Below are 24,304 nucleotides of genomic sequence, written 5' to 3'. Positions count from 1 at the left end.
GGCGGCGGTCGGTAACCGAAAAAGCCGCGTTGTCCCGCGCAAAAGATTTGCGCGGGACTGCGCGGCTTTTTTTGCGGGATCGGGGTAAAAAAACGGGACGCGCAGCCGATTGCGGAACGGGTTCCCGCGGATCATGACGCTCGTCCCCTTCGCCGACGCACAAAAAACCTTCCACCCTTGAAAAGGCGGAAGGCCTGCGGTTCCTGCTTGTTAACCTAAATGAAATCGTCCGATAGCACGATCTTGAGCTCTCTCGCCCGCACCACGGCTTCGACGCGCGATTTGACGCCAAGCTTCTGGAAAATCTGCGTCAGATTGTACTCGAGCGAACGCTGACTCATTAACATGCGCTCCGCGATTTCGCGATTGCCCATGCCCTTGGCCAAATACTTCAGAATTTCCGTATCCTTGGCGGTCACTTGCGCCGAAGCGTCCGGCTTGTCCCTTCCCTGCACGACCGTATCCCTGCGCAGCTCCTTCAGCAAGTTCAGCGGCAGCACGACCTCGCCCCGCAGCGCGCAGCGAATCGCGGTGAATAGCTGCTCCTGCGTCGCGGTCTTCGAGAGGAAGCCCGATATGCCCGTTTCCATGAACATGTTGAAGTGCGGCGTTATGTCGTGGCCGGTATAAATAAGGATTACGGCTTCCGGCTGGTCAGCCAGCACGCGCTTGGCCAAATCCAGCCCGTTCATCTCCGGCATATAGAGGTCGAACAAGAAGATATCGAACATCTCGGCGCCGATCATACCGAGCGCCTCTTTCGCCGAGCTGCTGATCGTCACGTCCATGTCGCTGGCTTTCTGCAGCATAGCCCGCGTTCCTTCCATTACCGACGGATGGTCGTCGACGATAAGAACCCGAATCATTGTAGGCCCTCCTCTCGGATATCCCCGTTAAGCGGGAACGACAACGTGACGGACAGCCCTTGATCCGGCGAGGTGTCGAAGACGACGGCACCGTTCAGGCTGCGCGCCCGCTCCTGAATGCCGCTTAGCCCCATGCTCGTCCGAGCAGGCGATGTCTGCGGCAGTCCGATGCCGTTGTCATCGTATAACAATTGCAAAGTCGTGAAGTTATCCACCAGCCTGATTCGCACGATCGACGCGTTGGAATGCTTGGTCGCGTTCGCGAGCAGCTCCTGCACGATGCGGTAAAGCGCGAGCGCAAGGTCGCCGGGGAGGTCGTCACGCACGTGGATCGCTTTGAAATCGACGCTGTAATCGGAGCGGAGCTGCGTGATATGGAAGAGCTGCTCGAGCGACGCGACCAAGCCGATCTCCCTCAGCAGCGGCGGGCGCAGTTCGTTGCAGGTCAAGCGAATCTGGTAGACGACGTCCAGCAGCCCTTCCTTGATCAGGAGCAGCTCGTCGCGGCTCTCCTCGGACAGCGGCTCTTCGAGCAGCGAATCCAGCTTCCGATACCAGATAATCTGCTCCTGCAGCGCGGAGTCGTGCAGATCCTGGGCCAGTCGCCTGCGTTCGTTCTCCGACAGCGTGAATAGGAAACGGGAGAACCACGGCGGCGACTCGGAGGCGTCTTTGCGCGTCTTCAACTCGTTCGACAAGTCCTCAATGATTCTGAAATTGTCGTAAATCGTCTTGACGTACCGGATCATCGTCTTCAGCCAGATCCGCTTGGATTCAAAGGTTGCGTTGGCCGAACTCTCGCCGATATAGAGAATATGTTCGCTGCCCTTAAAGACGCCGAGCGACAAATAATGTCCCTCTCCCCAGTCGGTAAGCTCGCCCAGCTTCCGAGCGCCATTCTCGGCGATCAAGTGACTTCTCAAAGCGGCCGTGACCGCGTCCTCCGCCACCCCGTCAGGGTCGGCCGTCAGCGCAATAATCTCGACCCGCTTCACCCCGAGCACTTCCCGGATTTCGCGAAGCAGACGCTGCTCCAATTCCCGAACCGACATAATGCCCATTAATTCTTGGGAGAACGCGTCCAGCCTGAGCTGGAGCCTGGAGTACCGCTCCTCGCTCTCGCGGAGCATCTCGACCGCGCACGCCCGATCCCGCTCGCTCCGCATGCGGGCGGTAATGTCGCGGAACACGCTCAGAATCGCCTGCTGTTCCCCGTATCCGATCGGGGTGCTGGTCGCCTCGACCTCCACCGCCTCGCCGCTCAGCTTGCGCATGCGGAGATTGAGCAGATCCGTTCGTTTCCCGCGCTCCAGCTCCTGCCGGCGTTCGTTCCCCAGCTTCATAAACGCGGGATCGATCAGCTCGATCGGATCGATCCCAATCAACTCCTCCGCCTTGGAGGCTCCGAACAGACGAACAGCCGCGGAGTTAACCATGGTCAGCCGGCGCGCCTTCTGCACGAAGATCGGTTCCGGCGATAGCTCGAACAGAAGTCGGTAGCGTTCCTCGCTCTCCCGCAAGGCTCGTTCGGCCCTGACCTTGTCCGATATGTCTCGCGCGATCACGACCACGTTCTCCACCTCGCCCCGCTCGTTCAAGATAGGCGTGCCGTGCAGATCGACATCGACCAGATAGCCTTCCGCATGCCGATAGCGGGCCTGCATTTGCCGCGGCTTGCGCATGCGCACGATTTCCCCGAGCGTCTCCTTAAGCTGGTCGCGGTCCTGCGAATATACGTAGGCGTATGGCTCCGCTGTGGCGAACTCTTCTGCGCCATAACCAAGCACTACGCGAACCGTAGGCGAGACGTATTCAGTCTGACCTTGGCGATCGGTGACCGTGATCACGTCCCTCATATTGGAGGTGACCAAATGGAATAGCCGGTCCGATTCGGCGTACTGCCGCGCCAACCGTCGTTCCTCCGTCAGCTCGCGGCAGATGGCGAAGATTCCTTGAATCTCGCCGTCCACGGTGATGGGGGTGCAGGATACCGCCCACTGTCGCGGGGGCATGCCCGGCGGCTGTGTCACGATTTCATCGACCGCGGAGTAGCCTTGCACGACTTGCGTCAGCATGCGCTCCGCTTTGGCCCCCTCTTCTTGCGACAAGTACGGGTAGAGCGGCCGTCCCAGCACGTCCTCCATCGGCACGCCGAAGAGCAGCTGCGTCTCCCGGTTAATATCCTTCACGTTGCCCTCCAGATCGAACTCGATGACCGTATCCAGGCTATGATCGAATAAGGAGCGGTAACGCCTTTCCTTCATCATCGCGACGCTCTCCGCTTCCTTGCGCGCCGAGATGTCCACCGCGAGGGCATTGTAATGGCCGATCCCGCCATCCCCGTCCATCAACGGGGCGATGCGCATCTGCACCCATTTGCTCCGTCCCTCCCTGGTCCGAATGCGGTACTCGGCAACCGCCGGCTCCCCGCGCTTGACCATCGCGACTGCCGCTTCGTAGAGATGCGTATCCGTCGTCTCGATCATCGACACCCAGCATCCGGCGGTCGCGAAGTGAGACGGCTCATAACCCGTCAGCGCTAGAACGCCGCGTGAAACAGACAACGTCCCTGACCTGCAATCATACGATCCGAGCGCAATGCCCAAGGCGTGCAGCGTCTCCTCCATCCAATCCGCGCCCGCTAGGCACAGTTGCCCTTTTTGCATGCGTTCGCCTCCCCCCCGTGAACATCCTTTCATGCTGTCCATTGCCTTAGTCAGACTTATTATGGGCCAATCCGGGCCTGCTTTTTCCGGTAATCCCTGCTCGTCCTGCCGTAACTTTCCTGACTGCTGCTAAACGGTGCATCATGCACAGCGGGGGTACTTCGTTTTAGGTGGAGCGGCGCAAAGTGGGGAGCGGACATTGATAACCCCGAGCGCGCCCGTGTATAGTTATTTCATTATGTGAAAGGGACGCGCCGGACCCGGCTCGGTGATGGCCGCTGCCTTTCAATAAGGGGGACGGCTTGAATGGAACAGAAGCAAGAACGCGACTACGCCCGGCTGTCCTGGGCGATGTTCAAGACCGGCGTGCTCGGCTACGGAGGCGGGCCATCCGTCATTCCGCTCATCCGATACGAGGTCGTAACCCGCTACCGCTGGCTGGGAGACGACGAATTCGCGGAAATCCTGGCGCTTGCGAATGCGCTGCCGGGACCAATCGCGACGAAGATGGCCGCCTATCTCGGTTATCGACGCAAAGGAACGTTAGGCGCCGTCGTCGCGGTGCTTGCGCATATCCTGCCTTCGGCAGTCGCCATGATCGCGCTGCTGTCGGTTGTCGAATTAATGAGCGGCTCCGCGATCGTGCAGGGGATGATCGCCGCTGTCATCCCCGTCATCGCGGTCATGCTCGGCGTCATGGCCTATGAATTCGCGAATCGGGCGGTCAAGGGACTCGGCAAGCCGCTTGGCTTCGCGTTCTTCCTGATCGCCTTCGTGCTGCTGCAGGTCGTGGACGTGCAAGACGCGGTCGTCATCGCGCTTTTCCTCGCCTATGGCGCCGTTCATTTCAGAGGTCTAGCCTGGTGGAAAAAGCGCCGGGCGGCACAGTCGCCGGATCGCGGAACGGAAGGTGACGCCCCATGATGGAATGGCTGCGCATCGTGATCGGCTTCTTCGTCGCCAACGTCCTCGGCTACGGGGGCGGTCCGGCTTCGATCCCGCTGATGTATCACGAGATCGTCGACCGTTACCACTGGACGACGGATAAGGAATTCTCGAACATCCTGGCGCTCGGCAATGCGCTGCCCGGCCCGATCGCGACCAAAATCGCGGCGTTCGTCGGCTATGACCAAATCGGGATCGTCGGCATGGCGCTCGCGCTCGCGGCGACGGTCGTCCCTTCGGCCGTGGCGCTCATCATCCTGCTGAACTTACTGCAGAAGCACCGTCAATCGCCGGTCGTCAAAGGCATGACGCTGCTCGTCCAGCCCGTCGTCGCCATCATGATGGTGCTGCTGACCTGGCAGATGGGCCGCACGTCCGTCGAATCGGCCGGCCTCTGGCAGTCGCTTGGCATCGCGGCAGTCGCGTATTGGGCGATGGAACGCAAGAAGATCCACCCGGCGATCGTCATTTGCATCGCGTTCGTCTACGGGGCGTTCGTGCTGTCGGGCGTACTGTTCTAAACTTGCCGCATGCGAGAGGTTGGAACCGCTTGGTTCAGGGCCCTTCGCTGCCGCATCAGGCAAAGAAGCCGCATCCCAGGCCGGGATGCGGCTTCTTGCTTCTTATTCAGTTCCTGTGGGCTGCATCGACTCTTACGTCCACGCCCAGAAGAATCCGTCGCGGTCCCAGGCGATTCTGCCCCGGTGCAGCTTGCGGAAAGCCATCTTGACTTCCTTCGCGAGCGACGCGTTGCCGCTTTCGTTCACGAAGACGAACTGTTCGCCGAACTTGTCCTTCACTTGCGCGATGGCGTCGCTCTGGGCCAGCGTCCCGTGAAAACGGATCGTCTCTACCATCCAAGCGGCCACATCCTGCGCGGTCGATGTATCCGGCATCTCGAATTCCCCTCCTTCGCGCTCTAGCTGTCCGTAACGTTAGTATAGGCCAGATCGGCGCGAGAAGAAACTCGCCTACTTCGCAAGCCTGCCACCGAGTTCATCGGCATCCGCTTATGAACCGGATGACTTCCTCAGCAGCTTGCGGATAACGGGCGCCAGCCGGTCGGCCATTTGCGACAACCCCAGGTCCGTCGGATGGATGCCGTCGACGAAGCAGTCCTGCCCGTGCCGGTCGATGAGCGTCTCTCCGTCGAGGAAGTGAATGTGCTTGTCGCCTGCGCGTCGAAGCTCCCCAATGAGCTCGGTCTGCATCCGCTTGCGCGTCTCCTGGGCTTGCCGAGACGCCTCGTCGAATCGCTGTTTGGCGAACATGATCCGGGAGAGGAGCAGGATCGGCACCTGCGCATGCGTCTGCCGGTACAGCCGGATGAACGCCGGCAGCGTCTGCGCGTACAACTCCGGCGTGACGCTGTTCGCCTCGTAGTCGAGCACCAGCAGCGCCGGATCGGGGATCCGGGCGATGTTCTGTGCTAGCTCAGGCTCGCCTTTGCCGCTGCCGGAGAAGCCCAGATTAATGAATTCGCGATTAATGGCGCGACTCAATATATTCGTGTAGCACATCCCCGGACGCGACGCGCAAGCCCCTTGCGTGATCGACGTTCCATAGACGATCACGCGGCCGGACTCCTCATAGGGAGCCGGCGGCTCGATAACGGCACCCGCTTCGAGTCCGACGAGCACTTCTTCCACGCCTTGATAGAGCGGGAAGTTAAGCACGATGCTTCTGCGTTCCCGGCTTCCGTTCTCGAATAGCAGTGCCGTATAGGCCGCCGCCTTAAGGTCGAACGTCGCCGTCGCGCGATAATGGAGTTCACCGTCCTGCTCCTCATAGCAGTCGAAGCCGCATTGGCCGGTGGCGGGCATATGGTACATGTTCGCCACGCCGGACAGCTTGACTTGCACAGACAGGACGGGCGAATCGGTGCGAAACCGGATTTGTCCCCCTGCGGTATGATTGGCCAGCTGGTCGACGGCCGCGGGAATCGGGTAAGGCGGGCGCGACGGCAGGCGGCGGTAGATTCTCTCCTGATCCAGCCACGGAAATCCGTTGACGACGAAGGGCGGTTCTTGCGGCGAATGCCAAGTCAGATCTGCGATCTCGATCACTCCTCTCCCGATAAATAAGCGTGTTTGCCACCTTCCTATTCCCCTTATTCGGCCTAAGCGAAACAGCAGGCCGCTTATGAAAACCCCCTAAGAAGCAGAACCTAGTTCCCTTGCATGCCATCGAGCGGGAAAGAAGTCATATTAGGCCGCCGGATATTCTTCCGCCAACAATGGCAGATTAAGACGAAAGACTGCCAAGAGGTGACACCATGAAGAAAATGGCTTCCGCCTTGTGCATCGCCGCCCTTCTCTGCGGCGCGGCCACGCCGGCCGCATCCGCTGCCTCGCCGACCGTCAGCCTGCGCAACGTATTCCGCACGATGGACGCGAGCGTCAATTATAACGCGGCGAACAAACAAATCGAGGTGAACCGGGACGGCGTTCAGCTCGTGTTCCGCGCCGGCTCGAATATTGCTTACAAGAACGGCGTCCCGGTGACGATGGATACGCCGATCCGGACCGACACCAAGACGGGTCTGGCCATGATTTCCGTCTACGCCATCTACCCGCTCGCGAAGAACTACCAATCCGAGCGCCATTACATCGTGCAGAGCGGCGATACGTTGTCGGGCATCGCCAAGAAATACGGCGTTACCGTCACCAAGCTCAAGGCATGGAGCGGCTTATCCAGCGATCTGATCGTACCGGGCGAACATATTTTTACGATGGATCCGAACTACGTCGTGGAAGCGGGCGATACGCTGTTCAACATCGCCGCTAAATATGAAACGACGGTCGCCGCGATCAAGCAAGCGAACAATCTGACGAGCAACCTGATCACGCTCGGCCAGCTGCTCTATATTCCGCCGGAGCAGTCCGTGCCGAAGCCGACGCTGTTCGCCGACGGGCAATTCCCGCTGCTCAGCGACACGTACACCCCGTTCGGCAATACCTACGGCGACGCGCGCAGCTTCTCGCTGAACCAGACCGCCCGCGTGCACGAGGGCAACGATATCGAAGCGCCGGAATCGACGCCGATCTTCTCGGCCTACGACGGCAAGGTCGTGCGCAAAGGCTGGAGCACGCTCGGCGGCTGGCGGCTATCGATCGAGACGCCCGACAAAAAGCACGTGTTCTACTATGCGCATCTTTCGGCCTACGCCGCCGGCATTACGAATGGCGCGACCGTCAAGAAGTCCCAGCTGATCGGTTACGTCGGCTCGACCGGTTACGGCCCTGCCGGCACGCACGGCAAATTCGTCTCCCATCTGCATTTCGGCATCTATGATTCGACGACGGCAAGCTGGAAAGCGATGAACCCGTACACCTATCTGAAATGGTGGGAGAAACAGTAACCTTCGGGCAAGTCCCACGCGAGCGGAGGTCTCCGTCACCCCTAATGAGGCAAAAGACCCCCTCCTCCATAGGGACTTCTCCCCCTTAAAATCGAATTCTCCCCCAGCTTGAAAATTGCTAGATTTTTATCCCATCCACTAGAGATTTTTCCCCCTTATCAGAGAAATGGGAGTTACATACAATTGGGGTGTACAGCAAGCTTAACCACCAATAGTAGTCGCTACACTATTATCTAAGGGGGATTTGCAACGTGTCAAAAAGATCAAAAATGCTTCTCGCCGTTTCCATGGCGAGTGTGATGCTCCTGTCCGCTTGCGGCGGCGGCAACAACAATGGCGGCAATGCTGAAAGCGGTGCCAAAGCGCCAGCAACCAATGCCGGCACCAACAACACCGCGAAAGAGGAAGAGAAGCCGGCCGAAGCCGAGCCTGTCTCGCTCCGCGTGTTCTCGACGTTCGGCGGCACGGACACCGCCCGCGAAGCGTTCCAAGCATTGCTCGACGATTTCACCGCCAAATACCCGAACGTCACGATCAACAATGACGTCATGTCCGCCAACGACGACGGCTTCCGTACGAAAGTCAACACGGACATGAACAGCGGCAACGAACCGGACCTGCTGTTCTACTTCGTCGGCAAAGACGCCGAAGGTTTCGTCAACGCCGGCAAAGTCGTGCCGCTCGACGAGCTGCTCGAAGCGGACGCTACGTGGAAGAACGGCTACCTCCCGACGGCGCTTGAGTCGGTTCGCCAGCCGGACGGCAAGATCTATGCCGCTCCACTGACCGGCTTCTACGAAGGCTTGTTCGTCAACAAGAAGATTTTCGCCGACAACGGCCTGGAGCTTCCAACCGACTGGGCAAAAATGACGGCGGCGGTAAAGGCGCTCTCGGCGAAGGGCATTATCCCGCTCTCCGGTCCATTCGACCAATCGCACTATCTGATCGAGCACTCCATCCTGTCCGGCGCCGGCAGCGAAGGCCAGAAGGCCGGTCTGAAGAACGGCGTGAATCCGGATTGGGAAACAGGCCTCGCGGCGCTGAAGGAACTATATGACCTTGGCGCGTTCCCGAAAGACGCGGCTACCATCGACCTGGGCATGGCGCAAAACTACTATTCGCAAGGTCTCGCAGCCATGATCATCGAAGGCTCGTGGGCGCTTGGCGGCTTCGAAGAAGGCGTGAAGAACAACACGACCGTTCTTCCGTTCCCGCAAGTTCCAGGCGGCAAAGGCACGGGCAAAGACATCGTCGGCGGCTTCGGCACAGGCTTCTACCTGTCGAAGAAAACCTTCGATGATGCGAAGAAGAAAGACATGGCAGTCGCTTTGATGAAACACCTGACTTCGCCAGATGCCATCAAGAAGATCTCCGAAGCGAACGGCGGTACGCCAGCTGCCGACGTACAACCGGAAGGCCTTGGCCAAGCAACGCTCGACGGCTTCAAAATGGCGGCGGAAGCGACTTCCATCAACGCGCCAATCGACAGCCAGATCGATCCGGAAACATTCACGACGATCCGCGCCAACATCCAACCGGTCGTGAAAGGCGAGAAAACGCCGAAAGCAGCCTTGGAAGAAGCGCAGAAGATCGAAGCTTCCAAGCAATAGTCGAATCGCATCAGGCAGCACGCAGCACCAATAGGTAAGCATTCCGCCGCCCCTCTGGCTCCATGGGCGGCGGAGTCATTTCTACGTATGTACGCCAAACTAAATACCGAAGGTGATGGAATGAAGGGCGATCGCAAGTATATCTTTTTATTTTTATTGCCGGCGGCACTGCTAATGTCCGCTTTCGTGTACTACCCGTTCTTGAAAAGCGTCTATCTCAGCTTCTTCCGCACCACCGGTTTCTTCGACAAGAAGTTCGTCGGATTCGAAAACTACCAGCGGATGTTCTCGGATAGCTTACTGGGCGCAGCTACGCTCCATACACTTGAAATCATGCTCTACGTCGTCGTCTTCCAGGTCGGCATCGCGCTTGTCCTGGCCGTCATGGTCGACAATATCACGAAAGGGAAAGGATTCTTCCGCACCGTCTTCTTCTTCCCGATCGTCATCTCCGGCGCGGCGGTATCCCTGCTATTCGTCTTGATCTACAACTACCAGTTCGGCTTGCTTAACGGCGCGTTATCCAAACTGGGCTTCGAGAAAATTTTATGGCTTAGCGAGACCGGCTCCCTGAAGGCCGTCGCCATTCCAACGGTGTGGCATTATGTCGGGTTCTACTTCATTCTGTTCCTTACCGCAATGTCCAAAATTCCGTCCGACTTCTACGAAGCGGCCAAGCTCGAAGGCATCACCGGCTTCAAGAAAACGATTCACATTACGATTCCGTTGATTATTAGCGATATTAAAGTCGTCCTGATCCTCGCCATTACGGGTACGCTCAAAGTATTCGACTTTATCTGGATTCTGGCGCGCGGCCAAAACGGCACGGAAGTGCTTGGAACGTATATGTATAAGAAAGCAATGATCGATCTGAACTTCGGCTATGGCTCCACGATCGCGGTCTACATCGTCGTGTTCGGCGTTGTTCTGTCCTTGATCACCAACCGGTTGCTGAAAAAGGAAGATATCACATATTAAGCGTTCATAGGGGTGTTAGGTAATGCAGCAAACTCATGCAGGGACGCCTAGGCACGTGGAAACCGCCGGCAGAAGGTCCTTCTCCTTCGGTTCATTGTTCACTTATCTATGCCTGATTCTCTGGTCGCTCACCACGATCTACCCACTGCTGTGGATCGTCAATAACTCGTTCAAAATCTCCCGGGACGTCATGAACAATTCGTTCGCCATCGCGCTCAAACCGGTCATGACCAACTACACGAACGCATTCGACCGGATCAGCATCGGGAAAAGTTATATGAACAGTCTCATTATGTCCGTCAGCACCGTTCTGCTCGTGCTGATCTTGGGCGGACTGGCGGCTTATATCATCGCGCGCTTTAAGTTCCGCGGCAGATCGGCCGTTTACTCCATTCTGGTCGCGACGCTGCTCATTCCCGCATTCGCAACCGTCGTACCGGTCTATGAGCTGCTAATCAAATGGAAGCTGGTCAATACGTACTGGGGCCTCATTCTTCCCCATACGGCGGGCAACCTGACGTTCGCCATTCTCGTCATCGCCGCTTACATGTCCACCATTCCGAAAGATCTGGAGGAAGCGGCTTTCATCGATGGCTGTAACCGCCTGACCATGTTTACTCGGATTTTCCTGCCCATCTCAAGACCCGTATTCGCTTCGGCGAGCATTTTCGTCTTCTTGTGGTCGTATAACGATCTGTTCTCCGCCCTGATCTTCGTGAACAAAGAGAGCGTGCGGCCGATCGTGGCCTTGCTCAATGAAATCAGCTCGCAGTACGGCACGGATTTCGGTCTCATGGCCGCGGCGGTATCGCTAACCGTTATTCCGGTCATGATTATCTATCTGTTCATCCAACGCTTCATCGAGAAAGGCATGACGGAAGGCGCAATTAAAGGATAATAAGGCAAATCCATACGTCCGATCGCCACGCGCAGGCAACCGCAGCCTGGGGCGAGCGGGCGGAATTGTGCACGAGGGCAGCCCCACAGGTCGCAGGACCGGCGGGGCTGCCCTTCTCATTGGGCGGCTTTGTCGCCCATGTGCCGCAGGCCGCTTCGCACCAAAAGGCCGTCCGGGGCATTAACTATTCATAAGCCGACCATTAGGCGGACATTGCCGTCTTAAGGGAGAAGACCCGCATGACCAAACGAAAACAGGATGCTCGTCAAAACGCGGCTGCGGCTGTTTCAGCCGCTACAGCCGCCGCGCCTTCGAACGGAGTACCCGCGTCGGCCAGACTCGCCTTGATCGGCGTGGCCATCTCGACATTCGGCGACGCGCTCTCCACCCTGTCGGCCGCGCTGGCCATCGAGGAAGCGGAAGCCGACAACGCGGCTCAGATGCAAGCCGATCGCGAGCAGGAAGAGAAGCTGGCCGCCATGCAGAAGCAGATCGATTATTTGACCCAAGAAGTGGCTCGACTCGCGCAGAAGTGAGTCCCGTGCCATGACGCGGCTCGTTCGGGAGCCCAAGGTGAAACGGCTGCGCCGTCCTTCAGCGGCGAGGCGCGCTTCATTCCGGATCAGCTGATTGGTTTGCGTTCACAATCCGAAGATTGGGAATGCAGCATTCAGCGACGAGAAATACAAGATGATTTATACGCGTGAAACTTATAAATTTCTTGTATTTGATCGAAAGAGCCGCCGGTCGCCCGGCGGCTCTTCGATGTCCTATATAGAACGCGCGCGCTGCGCCTTGATCAGCGGCGCAAATCGCGAATGCCCGTATGCGCCGTCACGACGATCTCTTCGAATCGTTTGTCATCCCGCTTGGAGGAGAGGAACGTCCCGACGAACGCCCCGAGGAAGCCGAGCGGAATCGAGATAATACCCGGGTTCGTGAGCGTAATCCACGGCGTCCCGACGAAGATCGCCTTGCCCTCCACTGGACTCCACACGTTCGGACTGACGGCCACCAGCACGAGCGCGCTGATCAGTCCGACGAGCATGCCCGTGATCGCGCCCGAGGTATTGAACCGTTTCCAGAAGACGGTGAAGACGATAACCGGCAAGTTCGCGCTCGCCGCGACGGCGAACGCCAATGCGACCAGGAACGCCACGTTCAGCTTCTGCGCGAACAGCGCGAGCAGGATCGAGACGACCGCCACGCCGACCGAAGCCAGCTTCGCCGCGCGCACCTGCTCCTTCTCCTTGGCCTGCCCTTTACGCAGAATATGGCTGTAGAAGTCATGCGCGAACGCGGAGGCGGCGGAGAGCACGAGCCCCGCGACGACGGCCAGAATCGTGGCGAAGGCGACCGCCGAGATGAAGGCGAAGAGGAATTCGCCGCCGAGTGCCTTAGCTAGCAACGGCGCCGCCATGTTGCCCGCCGCGTTCGCTTCGATGATCGCCGCTTCGCCGACGAAGGCGGCCGCGCCGAAGCCGAGGAACAGCGTCAAGACGTAGAAGACGCCGATGACCCAGGTCGCCACGACGACCGATTTGCGCGCGGTCGGCGCATCTTTGACGGTGAAGAAGCGAATGAGAATATGCGGCAGTCCTGCCGTACCGAGCACAAGTGCCAGATTGAGCGAGATCGTGTCCAAGCCATTGGCAAACTTGTTGCCCGGATTCAAGAACTTCTCCTTCAGCGACGTGACCGTGCTCATCTCGCTGAACATATGGCCGATATTGAAATCGAATTTCGCGAAGACGATGAGCGAGATGATGAGCGTGCCCGCGATGAGCAGCACGCACTTGATGATCTGCACCCAGCTCGTCGCGGTCATGCCCCCGAAGACGACGTAGACGGTCATCAGGACGCCGACGATGAGCACCGAAGTCGTATAGTCCAGGCTCGGAATGAGGAGCGAGATCAAGGCGCCCGCGCCGACGAGCTGCGCGATCATGTAGAAGATCGAGATCACGATCGAGTTGAGCGCGGCCACGCCCCGGATCTTCTTGTTGTCGAACCGGGCGGCAATCATATCCGCCATCGTGTATTTGCCCAGGTTCCGCAGCGGCTCGGCGACTAAGTAGAGGACGACGAGATAGGCGACGAGGAAGCCAAGGCTGTAGAAGAAGCCGTCGAACCCGAACAGCGCGATCATCCCGGCGATGCCGAGGAATGAGGCGGCGGACATGTAATCGCCCGCGATCGCAAGGCCGTTCTGCCAGCCGGTCAGCTCGCCGCCGGCCGTGTAGAACTCGCTCGCGGTCTTCGTCTTCTTGGACGCATAGTAGGTGATGACGAGCGTGCCGAGCACGATAACGAGGAAGAGCAGGAAGGCGGTGCTCATGATTTGCCACGCCCCTTCTGCTCGCCCGAAGTCTGCAGCTTAATCTGCTCGCATATGGCGTCGAACTCGGTGGATTTGCGGGAATACAGAGAGCAGAGCGCCCAGGTCATAATGAATTGCGAGAAGGCGAATATCCAGGCCCACGAGATGGAGCCAATCGCCTTGTTGTTCAGCACGTCGGAGTATGAAGTCAGAATCGGAAGCGTGAAATAAAAGGCCAGGAAAAACAAAGTGAGCGGAACGACGAATCGTTTCTTCTTGGCCATCAGCTCGCGGAACAGCTCCGAACGGACGACCTCGCCGTAGGTTGGACGTTGATTATTCAAGCTTAGATCCCTCCGATACATATAGTGCGCGCCAAATCCCGACCTCATGTAAGCGCTTTACCATATTATACAGCGGTCCTTCGCGCCTGAACCATTCCAGGTGCGAAACGTCGGATTCAGCGACTCACCGACCGAAAATCCCTCCTGAACGGCTGGCTTCGAGGGATGAAGAAGCCTAGAGGGAGCGCTGGGCCGAGGGGCGGTCGACGCCGCACGGCGCGGTCATCCCTCGCCGGAGAGCAGCCGGATCATCTCCTTGGCCGCGACTCGGGAGACCGGGATGCACGTCCGGCCCGCCCCCTTGAGCAGCGCGTTATAGGCACCGTTAAACCACGGCTCGATCGCTTCGATGCCATCCAGATTAATCAGGTAGCTGCGGTGCGGACGGAAGAACCCTTCGCCGAGCCGGTCCTCCAGCTCCTGTAGTGTCTGCTTGGTCACGAACGTACGGCCGTCGGTCAGATGGAGGCGGGTGCTCTTCTCCTCCTTGACCGCGTAGAGGCATTGCTGCGCTTCGACGACGACCATCCGCCCGCCGTCTTCGATGAGCAGCTTGCCGCGCTTGGGAACCGGGGAAGCCGATACGGGCCTGAATACGCCGTCCCCGGCCGATGCCGCTTCGCGAGCCGGGCGGCGCAGCGCCGCCCGGCTGCGGATGCGCCCGAGCGTCTGGCTCAGCCGCGCTGCCTCATATGGCTTGAGCAGGTAGTCGACAGCGCCTAATCGAAAGGCCTCGATCGCATGCCGGTCGTAAGCGGTCGTAAAGACGAGCAGCGGCATCTCCGCGCCGGCGGCGAGCCGCTGCGCCGCCTGGATGCCGTCCATCTCCGGCATCTCGATGTCCATGAAGACGACATCTGGCTTGTGCTTGGCTGCAAGCTCAAGCGCGGCCGCCCCGCTAGCCGCCATCTCGAGCAGTTCGATATCCGGTTCTTTGGCGAGCCAATACGCCAGTTCTTCCCTAGCCAGCCGTTCGTCTTCCGCGATGAGAATGGTCAGTTTCATCCGCCAGGTGTCCTCCTTTGTCATCAAGCAGCGTGAAGCTTACGCGCGTTCCGCCCCCAGCGAGGTTCTCGAAGCGCAGCGCGGCATCCGCGCCGAGCAGCGCCTTAAGCCGCTGATTCACGTTATGGATGCCCAAGCCCGTGCTGCCGCTCCCGCTGATCGGCATCTCGCCCAGTGCGTGCCGCAAGTCGGGCGGGATACCGATCCCATTATCCTCGACGGCCGCGCATACCCGGTCGCCTTCCCGCTTCAGCTCCACTCGTATCCATCCTCCGCTGCTCTTGCTGCGAAGACCGTGCTGCACGCTATTCTCCACGAGCGGCTGCAGCGTCGAAGGCGGGAGCATCACGTGCTCAAGCCCCTGCTCGACCACGCACTCCACGACCAGCCGATCGTCGAAACGGGCGCGGATAATCGTCAGATAGGCGTTTAGATACTCGATCTCCCGATAGAGCGGGATGAGTGAAGACTGTGTCATCGTCAAGCTGCTGCGCATGAACTGCGCCAGTTGTACCGTCAATTGGCGCGCGTTCTCCGGGTCGATCCGGATCAGCGTCACGATGGAGTTGAGCGTATTGAACAAGAAGTGGGGATGGATCTGCGCCTGCATCGCCCGCAGCTCCGCGTCCCGCCCCATCTTCTCCAGCTGCTCCGCCTGCATGATCGTCAATTGGCTCGCGATCAGCCGGCTGAAGCCGCTGGCGAATTCCAGCTCGATCTTGCGAATCTGCTTCGCACTGCGGAAATACAGCGCCAATACCCCGGCAGGCTGGCCCGATCCGCCGAGCGGCACGAAGACCGCCGCGCCTAGATCGTTGAACAGCCGCGGCTCCTGCCCCTTGCGCGCCAACGTCTGAATCCGGTTCGTCCGCAGCGCCTCGCGGGCGAACGGCTCAGCCATGAATCCGGCCGGGTCCGGATATCCCGGTCCTCTATAAGCAAGCAGCCGTTCCCGGTCCGTCACCCCGACCGCATCGGCCTCCAGCTCGCGCATCAGCACGGCCGCCGTTGCCCGAGCCGCCTGCTCGCTCATCCCTTCCTTCAGATGCGGCAGCACCATCTCCGCGATCGTGAACGCGCGCTGCATCTGCAGCGCGCCAGCCCGCTCTTCCTCGCGGAAGGCCGCCCGCACGAGCGCCACGAATAGACAAATGCCGACGCTGCTCGTCAACACCATCGGAAGGCCGACTTCGTTGACGAGCACGATCGATAAGGGCGAGGAGGTCGTAAAGACGAGCACGAGCCCGGTCTGGAGGATCGGCGCGAAGACGCCGATAAACAGCGACTTAGGCGGCGCGATAATCCGCTCCTCGTGGAAGAAGCGCGCGATCAGTCCAGCCAGGAGACCAAGCAACGGCATGGAGAAGCCGAGCGAGTCGCTGGCGACGCCGCCCATATAAGCCGCGTGGATTCCCGTAATCGCCCCGGCCCCCGCCCCGATGAGCGCGCCGCCAAGCAGGCCGCCGAGCACGACGCCGACGAGCGCGGAATGGGCCATCATCTCGCTTGGGCCGAGCGGAACGGCCAGGAAAGAAGCGGTAACGGCATCCTTCCCGACGACGACGCCCGCGTATGTCCCCGCGATGCCGATGAGCCCGAACAATATCGCCAACAGCACCCCGTTCCAACCTTTCGCCGGCCGATCCAGCACGCGCCGAATGAGCGGAATATGCGTCAAGCCGAACATGAGCACGAGCAGCATGCCCATCCGCTCGAATAGAAGCAGCGTTAACTGTTCGATGAGTCCATCCCCCTACTGAAGATATCGCATCCCTTTCATGTAAGCGCATTAATTTCCTTGTTATCAAGCATACCCGCATCTCGTTTTCCCTGCAATCGGTCGATTGGGGCAGACGGACGCCGTGGGACGACGCGATTACGCCCCACAAGAAGAACGGATTCATTAGGAAGCGCGAAGCGGGATGCGAATGAAGGACAAATCGAACAAGCCGCCTTGGGGTTCGTTCGAACGTCCAAAACGGCCATATTAGAAGTTCCCCATGGTCCTCGAGCGAAAGGCCGGGGCGTTCCTTTCGGAACGGCTTCGTATCGCCCATCCCCTTAACGCCCGAAATAAGCCTTCGCCATTCTCTTCGGCGCGACTAAGCCCCAAGCCGCCTCGATTAATGCTTTGGCCTCCCCGTCCTTCGCCGCTTCCAGCCGAATGTGCATGTAACTCAGATGCGCGAACCCCTCCGGCACGCGGTACGTCTCCGGTTCCGCGCCTACGAGATGCGCGCGCTCCTCCTTCACGGTCTTGACGGTAAGCGTGCGTCCATCCGCTTGCACGATGGCGAAAATCTTCCCGTTCACGCGAAACGACGGCTTGCCATCATGATCCGCCTCCTCCGTCCCCGGCAGCGCAAGCGCGATCGCCCGCGCCTCGGCTATATTCATCGCGATTCCTCCTTCCTTTTCGCTCTCCCCCATATTCGTCCATAATATTTCAAATCCCTCCCACGGCTAAGACCGCCCTCGGAAAATGAGAAAAAGCCAGCCTCCCGCATAGGGGAATGCTGGCTTCGCACGCTCGCCGTCTACGGCTTGAGCACAATCTTGATCGCGTCGTCCACTTTGTTGTTGAAAATGCGGTAGGCATGCGCGGCATCGTCGAGCGGAAGCCGGTGGGTTATGATGTCCGTCGGGTCGAACTTCCCGTCCTTGATCATCCGGTACAGCTCCGGCATGTAATGAATGACCGGCGCCTGCCCCATCTTGAGCGTAATGTTCCGGCTGAACAGGTCGCCGAACGGGAACGCGTTGTAGTTGGTCCCGTACACGCCCGTCACCTGTATCGTGCCCGCCTTGCGCACCAGCTTAGCCGCCATGCGGAACGCGCCCAACCCGCCGCCCTGCAGCTTGAGCAGCGTCTCCACCTTCTCCAGCACCGTCTTCTCCGCGTCGAGTCCGACCGCGTCGATGACGACGTCCGCCCCGCCTCCGGTCTCTTCCTGCAAGCGACCGAGCAGCTCGTCTTCCGTCTTGAAGTTGTACGTCTCGACCCGGTTCGTGCGCCGCGCATGCTCCAGCCGGTAATCGACATGGTCGATCCCGATGACCCGCTTCGCGCCTTTCATCCAGGCGAATTTCTGCGCAAGCAGACCGACCGGCCCGCAGCCGAGAACGATCACGGTATCGCCGGGCTTCACGCCGGCGTTCTCGACGCTCCAATAGGCCGTCGGCACGATGTCGGAGAGAAACAGCAGCTTCTCATCCTCCATCTCCGCGTCCTCCGGCACTTTGAACGGAATGAAATTCCCGTACGGCACCCGCATATACTCGGCCTGCCCGCCCGCGTAACCGCCGAATGTCTCCGAGTAGCCGAAGTATCCCCCCGTCTGACCGTGCAGGAACTCGTTGGTATTATCGCACTGGCTCTCCAGCTGATGCTGACAAAACCAGCACGCCCCGCAGGCGACGTTGAACGGGATGATGACCCGGTCGCCCTTCTTCACCCGCGTCACGTCCCGGCCAACGGCCTCTACGATGCCCATCGGCTCGTGGCCGATGACGAAGTCTTCCGGCATGTTCGGTATCTCGCCGTTATAAATGTGGAGATCCGACCCGCAGATGGTCGTCGTCGTAATGCGCACGAGAACATCGTCCGTCTTCTGCAGCGTCGGGTCCGCTACCTCTTTGACTTGCACGTTCTTGATGCCTTGAAACGTTAAGGCTTTCACCGGTTGTCCCCCCTCTGGCACTGACTCTTCCAGAGTTTTCCCCGTTGAGGGCAGGATATTCGGCCGCAGCGATTCAGCGCTTCCAGACGTCGCCGAACTCCTTATGCCGGCGAAACAGCGCGTGCGCGAACGAACACGCCGGCACGATCTGCTTGCCGGACGCCCGCGCATGATCGACCACCTGCCGAACCAGCTCGTCGCCGAGCTTCTGGCCGCGCATCGACGGGTCCACGTAGGTATGGTCGATAATCAGCGTATCCGGACCATCCTCGGCGTACGTAATCTCGCCCACCGCCGTCCCGTTCTCTCGTATAATGAAGCCGTTGCCTTCTTGCAGCGTCTCCCGCATATTCATTCCTCCTTCGGTTCATCGCTTCCGCTTCACTACTAGTATGCATCCTGGCCAAACAGGCGATGCCGCCCAAGCCGGTTATTGCGCCCGCGCCGCCGGCAGGTCGATCACCGCCGTCGTCCCGGCGCCCACCCGGCTGTCGATGATGAGGCTGCCGCCGTAGCTGTCAAGAATCTGCTTGCAGACGACAAGCCCGAGCCCTGTCCCCGTGCTCTTCATCGTGAAGAACGGAACGAACAGCTTCCGCAGCGTCTCCGCCGACATGCCCTTGCCGGTATCCGCGATCCGAATGCGGATGCGGTCGCCCTCTTCCGCCGCCGTGATCGTAATCTCCCCGCCGCCCTCCTGTGCTTCCAGGGCGTTCTTGCTCAGGTTCAACAGCACCTGCTTGAAGTGATCCCTGTCGATCGCGACATGAAGCGGGTGCGCCGGCAGGGCAGCCGTCACGCGAACGTGCTGCAGCTGCGCCTCCGATTCGAACAAGGGCAAGACCTCTTTCATCACGTCCTGCACGACGATCGTCTCTTTGCGAAGGCCTGCAGGTTTGCCGATCAGGAGCAGCTCGCTGACAATAGCGTTAATACGGTTCACTTCCGTCTGAATGAGCGCGAAATAATACTGATCCCGCTCATCGGTGTACTTCTGGCTGAGCAGCGAGATGAAGCCTTTGATCCCCGTTAGCGGATTACGGATTTCATGCGCCGTCCCGGCGGCGATCGTGCCGATCAGCTTGAGTTTGTCCGCTTCGATCCGCGCGAGCTCGCGGTCCAGTCTCTTCTTCGCCAACATGGCCCTGACCAGGAAGAAGACGCAGCTGAGGATGACCAGCATGGCGGCCGCGTAGATCAAATACGGCTTCCAGACCGCATTCGCGTAGTCCATGGCGAGCGTCGCCTCGACCTGCCACGGCACCGCCTCGAGCAGAATGGACGAGGAGACCGTGCGGCTGCCCGTGGGAAGGTCCCTTGTATCCAGCAGCACGTGGCCGGCCCGGTCATACATCCGCACGTTCTCGCTCCGCACCAGATGCTGGATGCCCTTCTCCAGCTCGCTAATCTGGAGACTGCCGATAATGACGTGCCGAACATCACCCGAAGGCGAGACAATGGGCGTCGCGATCGAGACGTAGTACTGCCCCGTTCCTTGGCCGAAATGCGGCTCCGACACTTGGCGCTTGCGCGTCAGCAGGGCCAGCTTGAACTCCGCCCGTCCGGCAATATTGCCTTTGACCTCGGACGGGTTGGACGAACAGACGATGCTGCCCTTCTCATTGGCGATATAGAAACCGGAGAAACGCGGATCCACGCGGTGGGTAGCGACGAGCATCCGCTGCGTCAGCCCGCCGTCTTCCGCTTCCCCGCTCAAGTAAATCGACAAGCTCTCCATCCGGCCGATCGTCTCGCTGAAGAAGCTCTCCACATAGAGCGCATGCACGCCCGACAGCTGCCTGGCCTTATCCCTCAATTCGTCGTAGGCGCTGTTCGTCTTCATATGCAGAAACGCCCAGCTGAACAAGCCGAACGGCACGAGGACGATCAAGAAATATAATAGTCCGGTCTGGCGGGTTGATAGTTGATTGGCGTCTATAGTCAATTTTGACAATAACTCCTTATGCTAGGATAAAAGGCATAGCCCCCCACTTGTATCATAGCAGTTGGCCGGCCGGGAGCGCTACAATAACGTGCTTGCCACATCAAACTGCCGCAACGTAGATCCGCCCCTTCATCATTCGATAAGCCAGCTCCCCGCCGTTATCGCGGCTGTCCCCGATTACCTGCACGGTCTGGCCTTCTCCCGGCACCAGCCTCATCGTCGTCCCGCCCATGCGCACGACCGCTTCCTTGTGCACGGCATCCCATGCGACAGTCCCTTTGTCCCGCACCCATTCGCGCAGGGGCACCCAGGCGCCGACCCGCTCGCTCGCCTGCTGCTCTGCGCGCGCAAGCTGCGCCGCCGTCCACGTCCGCTTCCACTTGACCGGCCCGAGCCGGAACGTGACGAGCTTCGCTTCGTCGTCCAGGACGGCGAACCGGTAGCCCTTCTCCTTATAATAGGCGATAATGGCCGGCAGCGCCTTCACGCTCTCGCCGTGGCCCGCGCCGTCATGCAGCAGCACCGTGACTGCGCGCCCAAGCTTGGAGCCCTTGACCGTCTTGACGATCTCGGCCGCGGGCACGTTCTTGCGCCGCGAATCGCCCGAGTCGACGTTCCAATCGGCAATCCGGTAGCCCGCTCGCTCCAGCAGCTCGAAATAATGCGCGTCGAAATTGCCGTATGTCCCGCCAGGCGCCCGCAGGAGCGATACCCGTTCCCCTGTGATCCGCTCCAGAATGGCATCCGTCTTCCGAACTTGGCTCCAGAATCCGTCGAAATCGCGATACAACTCTTCATATTGGTGGTCATACGTGTGGTTGCCCAGGGCATGCCCCTCCCGAATAATCCGCTTCACGACCGGCTCCCGGCGCTCCGCCTCATTGCCCAGGACGAAGAATGTGGCGTGCACCCGCGCCTTGGACAGAATATCCAGCACCTGCGGCGTCCACTTGCTGGGACCATCGTCGAAAGTCAAATAGACGACCGGACGAGAGACATCCGTCTTGCCGGCAGTAAGCGCGGATGCGGTCGCGGATGCGGATCCCGAAGGCTTCATTGCCTCCTGCCGCGGTTCGACTGCCGCCCGCGCGATCGTCGCGTTGGCCGGCGTACGGAAGGTGCCGAGGGCGCCCTGCTCGCTCCCCCTCCCTCCGCTCCCCCACACGGTCCTGCCATTATAGATAACCGGAAGCAGCGCGCTCATGATAACGAACAGCGCCACCGCCGCGACCAAACGTTTCCGTCCCCGTACCTTCATCGTCTATCATCCTCTCGAATCTAGCTTATTTTCGCTCGATAGAGTATATGGCAGACGATGGCAAAGTAGGACTGGAACCGCCACTTCTTCGGTGCTTCCGCAAACGACTTTACATCAATATCCGCTTCGGATATAATGTAATTACGTAATTACGTTAATTCATAATTAATTAACAACCAATTCGTGGCAAAGGGGTAGTGACGATGAACGGGACACGCGACTATGGAGCGGAATTGGATTGGCTTCATCGACAAGTAGCCGAGCTGCGGGAAGCCATGCAGCGGATGGCTCCGCGCATTGCGGAGGAAGAACTCGGCCAGCGTACCGCCGGTGAGACAGACGGCATGGAGGCGGCGGCTCACGGCGCAGGCGCGCTGACGCTAGCAGAAGGCGCGGGAGGCATCTCCTATGCCGGCCGTTACGGGGCGCTGCAGCCGCCGTTGTACTGGGAGACGCAGGAGCGGCGCGCCGAGCAGTTGCTCGGCATCGATAGCGAGAAGGCCGCTAAGGTGCTTGGGGCGATCGGGCATAAGCAGCGGCTCGATATTCTATTGGCGGCGCTTCAAGGCCCCATCACGGGAGGCGAGCTGCTTGAGAGGCTCGGCATGGGGACGACGGGTCAGCTCTATCACCATATCAAGCCGCTCGTCGGCGCCAATCTGCTCCAGCAGGAAGAGCGCGGAGGCCGCTATTCGCTGCCTGCCAATCGCGTCCTTCCTCTCCTTCTTCTGCTAGCCGCGGCCGGCGAACTGCTGGACTCCAGCGATTATTTGACCGTATTCGAGACTCGAAACAGCATCGGCGATTATCTAGGCAGCGCGGACGACAAATATGATCCGCACCATCTGCTTCGCGCCGTCGCGGACAACGCTATTCTGGAGCATCAAGCGGGCTACTGCACGCGGATCGGCATCTTCGTGCAGAAGGACGGCAGCTTCACCGTCACGGACGACGGGCGCGGCATCCCGGTGCGGCCGCTGCCAGATACGGATCGCGCCGCCGTCCAGGCGGTGCTCACTGACATCGGGCACGCGGACGGCGCCACGGCCTATGCGCCAGGCGGAGGCAAAGGCATCAATATCGCCGTCGTCAACGCCCTCTCCCGCAGCCTCTCGGTCGAGATCCGGCGCGAAGGCAAGATATTCCGCCAAGATTACCGCCAAGGGATTCCGCAGACCGGCGTGCGGACCGTGGGAGTCACGCAAGAGACCGGCACGAGCGTCACGTTCCAGCCCGATCCGGATCTATTCCGATCTGGCGTAGATGCAGGGGTCCTTCATGCCTATGCGGATGCGGCTACCGCCCTATATCCGGGACTTTCGGTTACGGTGGATATCGTGTAAATCTGTGCGCCTGTGGATAGATAAAGTTGTGGATATGTTAGTAGGCAATAGCGCGAGTTGCGCAGGGACGGGCAATTCCTCCTGTGGAGAATGTGTATAACTCTGTGGATAACTGTGGATAAGCAGGGGATATCCTTTATGGCGGTGCCGCCCGCGTTCAGGATTTGGTCGAAGCGGGCGGTAGTTTGGGCTCGAAATTCATGCAGGCTTTGCCCGAGGAGGACAGCACGGTCTGGCTCGGCAGCGCGCGCGTCTTGAATCCGAAGGCGCGGCAGCCCCGGGGAAAGGACGGGTCCCAGGTGACGTAATAGTGGCGGCACTTCATGCAGTCGATTCTTGGCGTCGTAGCGGTCATCATCATTCCCTCTTCGTTTAGGATCGTCTTATTGTATATCGGCGCCGATTCCGCTGCCAAACAGACTCTTTCAGCAAAAAAAATCGCGCGACGTGTCACAAACGCGGCTTCCTCATCCGTCTTGTGGTTAGAGCCGCAGCCATGCGGACTGCCAAGATGAATCACAAGGAGGAATTACGATGACGACAAGACATGCGCTCCACCCGGCCAGCTACGGCCTCATGAGGAACTTCCACGACCGGATCGAGGCCACGTCCAGCCTGGACAAAACGCTAATCGAGCTGATCAAAACACGCGCTTCCCAGATTAACGGCTGCGCCTTCTGCCTAGATATGCATACCAAAGATGCGCGCGCGCACGGCGAGACCGAGCAGCGGCTGTACACCCTGTCCGCCTGGCGCGAGACGCCATTCTTCACGCCCCGCGAACAAGCGGCGCTCGCATTGACGGAAGCGGTGACCCGCATCGCCGATCACCACGTGCCAGAAGACGTGTACGCGGAGGCCGCGCGCCACTTCGAGCCGGAGCAGCTTAGCGAAGTCATCATGGCGATCATTGCAATCAATGCCTGGAACCGGATCGCGATCACGACGGGCATGACGCCTAGCTAAGTTCGCTAAGTCGGGCGAGCGGTTGGCGAACTTAGCTTCCGATCGTTATGAACATGTGGATAACCGTTTCAGACCCGCTTATCCTCAAGCGGCCCAAGACTCCGTCTTCGCCCTATGGC

The 24,304-nt window shown here is 59.6% G+C and carries 23 protein-coding genes; 9 read left to right on the top strand and 14 right to left on the bottom strand.

What is annotated here, in order from left to right; genetic code table 11:
• Positions 1 to 215 precede the first annotated feature (215 nt).
• Both ACFFSY_RS04125 and ACFFSY_RS04120 read right to left on the bottom strand, forming a co-directional pair.
• Positions 216 to 866, bottom strand: coding sequence for a response regulator (locus tag ACFFSY_RS04125; protein WP_377490295.1), 651 nt, complete (start codon positions 864 to 866; stop codon positions 216 to 218).
• Positions 863 to 3,532 (bottom strand): PAS domain-containing sensor histidine kinase, encoded by a 2,670-nt coding sequence (locus ACFFSY_RS04120; RefSeq protein WP_377490292.1) that lies wholly within the window; start codon positions 3,530 to 3,532, stop codon positions 863 to 865. Before ACFFSY_RS04120 ends, ACFFSY_RS04125 begins: the two co-directional genes overlap by 4 nt.
• Positions 3,533 to 3,838: 306 nt before the next feature.
• On the opposite strand from ACFFSY_RS04120, the gene chrB reads away from it, so the two are divergent.
• Positions 3,839 to 4,456: a chromate efflux transporter ChrB gene (chrB, locus tag ACFFSY_RS04115; protein WP_377490289.1), complete on the top strand. Its 618-nt coding sequence runs from the start codon at positions 3,839 to 3,841 to the stop codon at positions 4,454 to 4,456.
• Complete coding sequence (gene chrA / locus ACFFSY_RS04110; protein WP_377490286.1) at positions 4,453 to 4,998, top strand: chromate efflux transporter ChrA; 546 nt, start codon at positions 4,453 to 4,455, stop codon at positions 4,996 to 4,998. The genes chrB and chrA overlap by 4 nt, the downstream gene beginning before the upstream one ends.
• Positions 4,999 to 5,130: 132 nt before the next feature.
• Here the strand turns inward: chrA and ACFFSY_RS04105 are convergent, their stop codons facing one another.
• Both ACFFSY_RS04105 and ACFFSY_RS04100 read right to left on the bottom strand, forming a co-directional pair.
• The gene (locus ACFFSY_RS04105; protein ID WP_377490283.1) at positions 5,131 to 5,373 is read right to left on the bottom strand and encodes a DUF6953 family protein; all 243 of its coding nucleotides are present in this window, start codon (positions 5,371 to 5,373) and stop codon (positions 5,131 to 5,133) included.
• A 114-nt stretch (positions 5,374 to 5,487) separates the two neighbouring features.
• Positions 5,488 to 6,543, bottom strand: coding sequence for an SGNH/GDSL hydrolase family protein (locus ACFFSY_RS04100; protein ID WP_377490280.1), 1,056 nt, complete (start codon positions 6,541 to 6,543; stop codon positions 5,488 to 5,490).
• Between the two features lie 209 nt (positions 6,544 to 6,752).
• Between ACFFSY_RS04100 and ACFFSY_RS04095 the strand changes: the two genes are divergently transcribed.
• From ACFFSY_RS04095 to ACFFSY_RS04075, 5 genes are all read left to right on the top strand, one after another.
• The gene (locus tag ACFFSY_RS04095) at positions 6,753 to 7,838 is read left to right on the top strand and encodes a LysM peptidoglycan-binding domain-containing protein (protein WP_377490277.1); all 1,086 of its coding nucleotides are present in this window, start codon (positions 6,753 to 6,755) and stop codon (positions 7,836 to 7,838) included.
• Between the two features lie 251 nt (positions 7,839 to 8,089).
• Positions 8,090 to 9,448: an ABC transporter substrate-binding protein gene (locus tag ACFFSY_RS04090; protein ID WP_377490274.1), complete on the top strand. Its 1,359-nt coding sequence runs from the start codon at positions 8,090 to 8,092 to the stop codon at positions 9,446 to 9,448.
• Between the two features lie 174 nt (positions 9,449 to 9,622).
• Positions 9,623 to 10,426: a carbohydrate ABC transporter permease gene (locus tag ACFFSY_RS04085; protein WP_377490271.1), complete on the top strand. Its 804-nt coding sequence runs from the start codon at positions 9,623 to 9,625 to the stop codon at positions 10,424 to 10,426.
• Positions 10,427 to 10,448: 22 nt separating this feature from the next.
• A complete protein-coding gene (locus ACFFSY_RS04080; protein ID WP_377490268.1) occupies positions 10,449 to 11,324 on the top strand; it encodes a carbohydrate ABC transporter permease in 876 nt (291 codons plus the stop codon).
• A 239-nt stretch (positions 11,325 to 11,563) separates the two neighbouring features.
• Positions 11,564 to 11,860: a hypothetical protein gene (locus tag ACFFSY_RS04075; RefSeq protein ID WP_377490265.1), complete on the top strand. Its 297-nt coding sequence runs from the start codon at positions 11,564 to 11,566 to the stop codon at positions 11,858 to 11,860.
• Positions 11,861 to 12,123: 263 nt separating this feature from the next.
• On the opposite strand, the gene ACFFSY_RS04070 is transcribed toward ACFFSY_RS04075, so the two are convergent.
• The 9 genes from ACFFSY_RS04070 to ACFFSY_RS04030 all read right to left on the bottom strand — a co-directional run bounded on the left by ACFFSY_RS04070 (position 12,124) and on the right by ACFFSY_RS04030 (position 21,876).
• Positions 12,124 to 13,662 carry a solute symporter family protein gene (locus ACFFSY_RS04070; protein WP_377490262.1) on the bottom strand — a complete coding sequence of 513 codons (1,539 nt, stop codon included), beginning with the start codon at positions 13,660 to 13,662 and terminating at the stop codon, positions 12,124 to 12,126.
• Positions 13,659 to 14,009: a DUF485 domain-containing protein gene (locus ACFFSY_RS04065; RefSeq protein WP_377490375.1), complete on the bottom strand. Its 351-nt coding sequence runs from the start codon at positions 14,007 to 14,009 to the stop codon at positions 13,659 to 13,661. The genes ACFFSY_RS04070 and ACFFSY_RS04065 overlap by 4 nt, the downstream gene beginning before the upstream one ends.
• 201 nt (positions 14,010 to 14,210) lie before the next feature.
• Positions 14,211 to 14,993 carry a LytR/AlgR family response regulator transcription factor gene (locus ACFFSY_RS04060; protein WP_377490259.1) on the bottom strand — a complete coding sequence of 261 codons (783 nt, stop codon included), beginning with the start codon at positions 14,991 to 14,993 and terminating at the stop codon, positions 14,211 to 14,213.
• Entirely contained in the window at positions 14,950 to 16,695 is a 1,746-nt protein-coding gene (locus ACFFSY_RS04055) for a LytS/YhcK type 5TM receptor domain-containing protein (RefSeq protein ID WP_377490256.1), read from the bottom strand. The genes ACFFSY_RS04060 and ACFFSY_RS04055 overlap by 44 nt, the downstream gene beginning before the upstream one ends.
• A gap of 359 nt (positions 16,696 to 17,054) precedes the next feature.
• Positions 17,055 to 17,390: an MmcQ/YjbR family DNA-binding protein gene (locus tag ACFFSY_RS04050; protein WP_377490253.1), complete on the bottom strand. Its 336-nt coding sequence runs from the start codon at positions 17,388 to 17,390 to the stop codon at positions 17,055 to 17,057.
• A 140-nt stretch (positions 17,391 to 17,530) separates the two neighbouring features.
• A complete protein-coding gene (locus ACFFSY_RS04045) occupies positions 17,531 to 18,673 on the bottom strand; it encodes a zinc-dependent alcohol dehydrogenase (RefSeq protein WP_377490250.1) in 1,143 nt (380 codons plus the stop codon).
• Between the two features lie 73 nt (positions 18,674 to 18,746).
• On the bottom strand, positions 18,747 to 19,022 hold the full coding sequence (locus ACFFSY_RS04040) for a GNAT family N-acetyltransferase (protein ID WP_377490247.1): 276 nt from the start codon (positions 19,020 to 19,022) through the stop codon (positions 18,747 to 18,749).
• An 81-nt stretch (positions 19,023 to 19,103) separates the two neighbouring features.
• Positions 19,104 to 20,618, bottom strand: coding sequence for an ATP-binding protein (locus tag ACFFSY_RS04035; RefSeq protein WP_377490244.1), 1,515 nt, complete (start codon positions 20,616 to 20,618; stop codon positions 19,104 to 19,106).
• A gap of 100 nt (positions 20,619 to 20,718) precedes the next feature.
• Positions 20,719 to 21,876 carry a polysaccharide deacetylase family protein gene (locus ACFFSY_RS04030; protein WP_377490241.1) on the bottom strand — a complete coding sequence of 386 codons (1,158 nt, stop codon included), beginning with the start codon at positions 21,874 to 21,876 and terminating at the stop codon, positions 20,719 to 20,721.
• 203 nt (positions 21,877 to 22,079) lie between these two features.
• On the opposite strand from ACFFSY_RS04030, the gene ACFFSY_RS04025 reads away from it, so the two are divergent.
• The gene (locus tag ACFFSY_RS04025) at positions 22,080 to 23,219 is read left to right on the top strand and encodes an ATP-binding protein (RefSeq protein ID WP_377490238.1); all 1,140 of its coding nucleotides are present in this window, start codon (positions 22,080 to 22,082) and stop codon (positions 23,217 to 23,219) included.
• A 157-nt stretch (positions 23,220 to 23,376) separates the two neighbouring features.
• On the opposite strand, the gene ACFFSY_RS04020 is transcribed toward ACFFSY_RS04025, so the two are convergent.
• The gene (locus tag ACFFSY_RS04020; protein WP_377490235.1) at positions 23,377 to 23,574 is read right to left on the bottom strand and encodes a uracil-DNA glycosylase; all 198 of its coding nucleotides are present in this window, start codon (positions 23,572 to 23,574) and stop codon (positions 23,377 to 23,379) included.
• Positions 23,575 to 23,753: 179 nt separating this feature from the next.
• Here ACFFSY_RS04020 and ACFFSY_RS04015 point away from each other — a divergent pair, with 179 nt between their 5' ends.
• Positions 23,754 to 24,185 (top strand): carboxymuconolactone decarboxylase family protein, encoded by a 432-nt coding sequence (locus ACFFSY_RS04015; protein WP_377490232.1) that lies wholly within the window; start codon positions 23,754 to 23,756, stop codon positions 24,183 to 24,185.
• Positions 24,186 to 24,304 lie beyond the last annotated feature (119 nt).

This window comes from Paenibacillus aurantiacus, from assembly GCF_042431225.1.
In the GTDB taxonomy this organism is placed as follows: Bacteria; Bacillota; Bacilli; order Paenibacillales; family Paenibacillaceae; genus Paenibacillus_Z; species Paenibacillus_Z aurantiacus.
Note: the sequence above shows the minus strand (reverse complement) of the source record. Positions and strands in the feature narration are given on the sequence as shown.

What these genes read in the sequence shown, in the direction of transcription:
- ACFFSY_RS04125 (WP_377490295.1), bottom strand. Translation starts at nt 866, where the DNA reads ATGATTCGGGTTCTTATCGTCGACGACCATCCGTCGGTAATGGAAGGA.
- ACFFSY_RS04120 (WP_377490292.1), bottom strand. Translation starts at nt 3,532, where the DNA reads ATGCAAAAAGGGCAACTGTGCCTAGCGGGCGCGGATTGGATGGAGGAG.
- chrB (WP_377490289.1), top strand. Translation starts at nt 3,839, where the DNA reads ATGGAACAGAAGCAAGAACGCGACTACGCCCGGCTGTCCTGGGCGATG.
- chrA (WP_377490286.1), top strand. Translation starts at nt 4,453, where the DNA reads ATGATGGAATGGCTGCGCATCGTGATCGGCTTCTTCGTCGCCAACGTC.
- ACFFSY_RS04105 (WP_377490283.1), bottom strand. Translation starts at nt 5,373, where the DNA reads ATGCCGGATACATCGACCGCGCAGGATGTGGCCGCTTGGATGGTAGAG.
- ACFFSY_RS04095 (WP_377490277.1), top strand. Translation starts at nt 6,753, where the DNA reads ATGAAGAAAATGGCTTCCGCCTTGTGCATCGCCGCCCTTCTCTGCGGC.
- ACFFSY_RS04085 (WP_377490271.1), top strand. Translation starts at nt 9,623, where the DNA reads ATGTCCGCTTTCGTGTACTACCCGTTCTTGAAAAGCGTCTATCTCAGC.
- ACFFSY_RS04080 (WP_377490268.1), top strand. Translation starts at nt 10,449, where the DNA reads ATGCAGCAAACTCATGCAGGGACGCCTAGGCACGTGGAAACCGCCGGC.
- ACFFSY_RS04075 (WP_377490265.1), top strand. Translation starts at nt 11,564, where the DNA reads ATGACCAAACGAAAACAGGATGCTCGTCAAAACGCGGCTGCGGCTGTT.
- ACFFSY_RS04070 (WP_377490262.1), bottom strand. Translation starts at nt 13,662, where the DNA reads ATGAGCACCGCCTTCCTGCTCTTCCTCGTTATCGTGCTCGGCACGCTC.
- ACFFSY_RS04065 (WP_377490375.1), bottom strand. Translation starts at nt 14,009, where the DNA reads ATGTATCGGAGGGATCTAAGCTTGAATAATCAACGTCCAACCTACGGC.
- ACFFSY_RS04060 (WP_377490259.1), bottom strand. Translation starts at nt 14,993, where the DNA reads ATGAAACTGACCATTCTCATCGCGGAAGACGAACGGCTGGCTAGGGAA.
- ACFFSY_RS04055 (WP_377490256.1), bottom strand. Translation starts at nt 16,695, where the DNA reads ATGCTGCTCGTGCTCATGTTCGGCTTGACGCATATTCCGCTCATTCGG.
- ACFFSY_RS04050 (WP_377490253.1), bottom strand. Translation starts at nt 17,390, where the DNA reads ATGAATATAGCCGAGGCGCGGGCGATCGCGCTTGCGCTGCCGGGGACG.
- ACFFSY_RS04040 (WP_377490247.1), bottom strand. Translation starts at nt 19,022, where the DNA reads ATGCGGGAGACGCTGCAAGAAGGCAACGGCTTCATTATACGAGAGAAC.
- ACFFSY_RS04030 (WP_377490241.1), bottom strand. Translation starts at nt 21,876, where the DNA reads ATGAAGGTACGGGGACGGAAACGTTTGGTCGCGGCGGTGGCGCTGTTC.
- ACFFSY_RS04025 (WP_377490238.1), top strand. Translation starts at nt 22,080, where the DNA reads ATGAACGGGACACGCGACTATGGAGCGGAATTGGATTGGCTTCATCGA.
- ACFFSY_RS04020 (WP_377490235.1), bottom strand. Translation starts at nt 23,574, where the DNA reads ATGACCGCTACGACGCCAAGAATCGACTGCATGAAGTGCCGCCACTAT.
- ACFFSY_RS04015 (WP_377490232.1), top strand. Translation starts at nt 23,754, where the DNA reads ATGACGACAAGACATGCGCTCCACCCGGCCAGCTACGGCCTCATGAGG.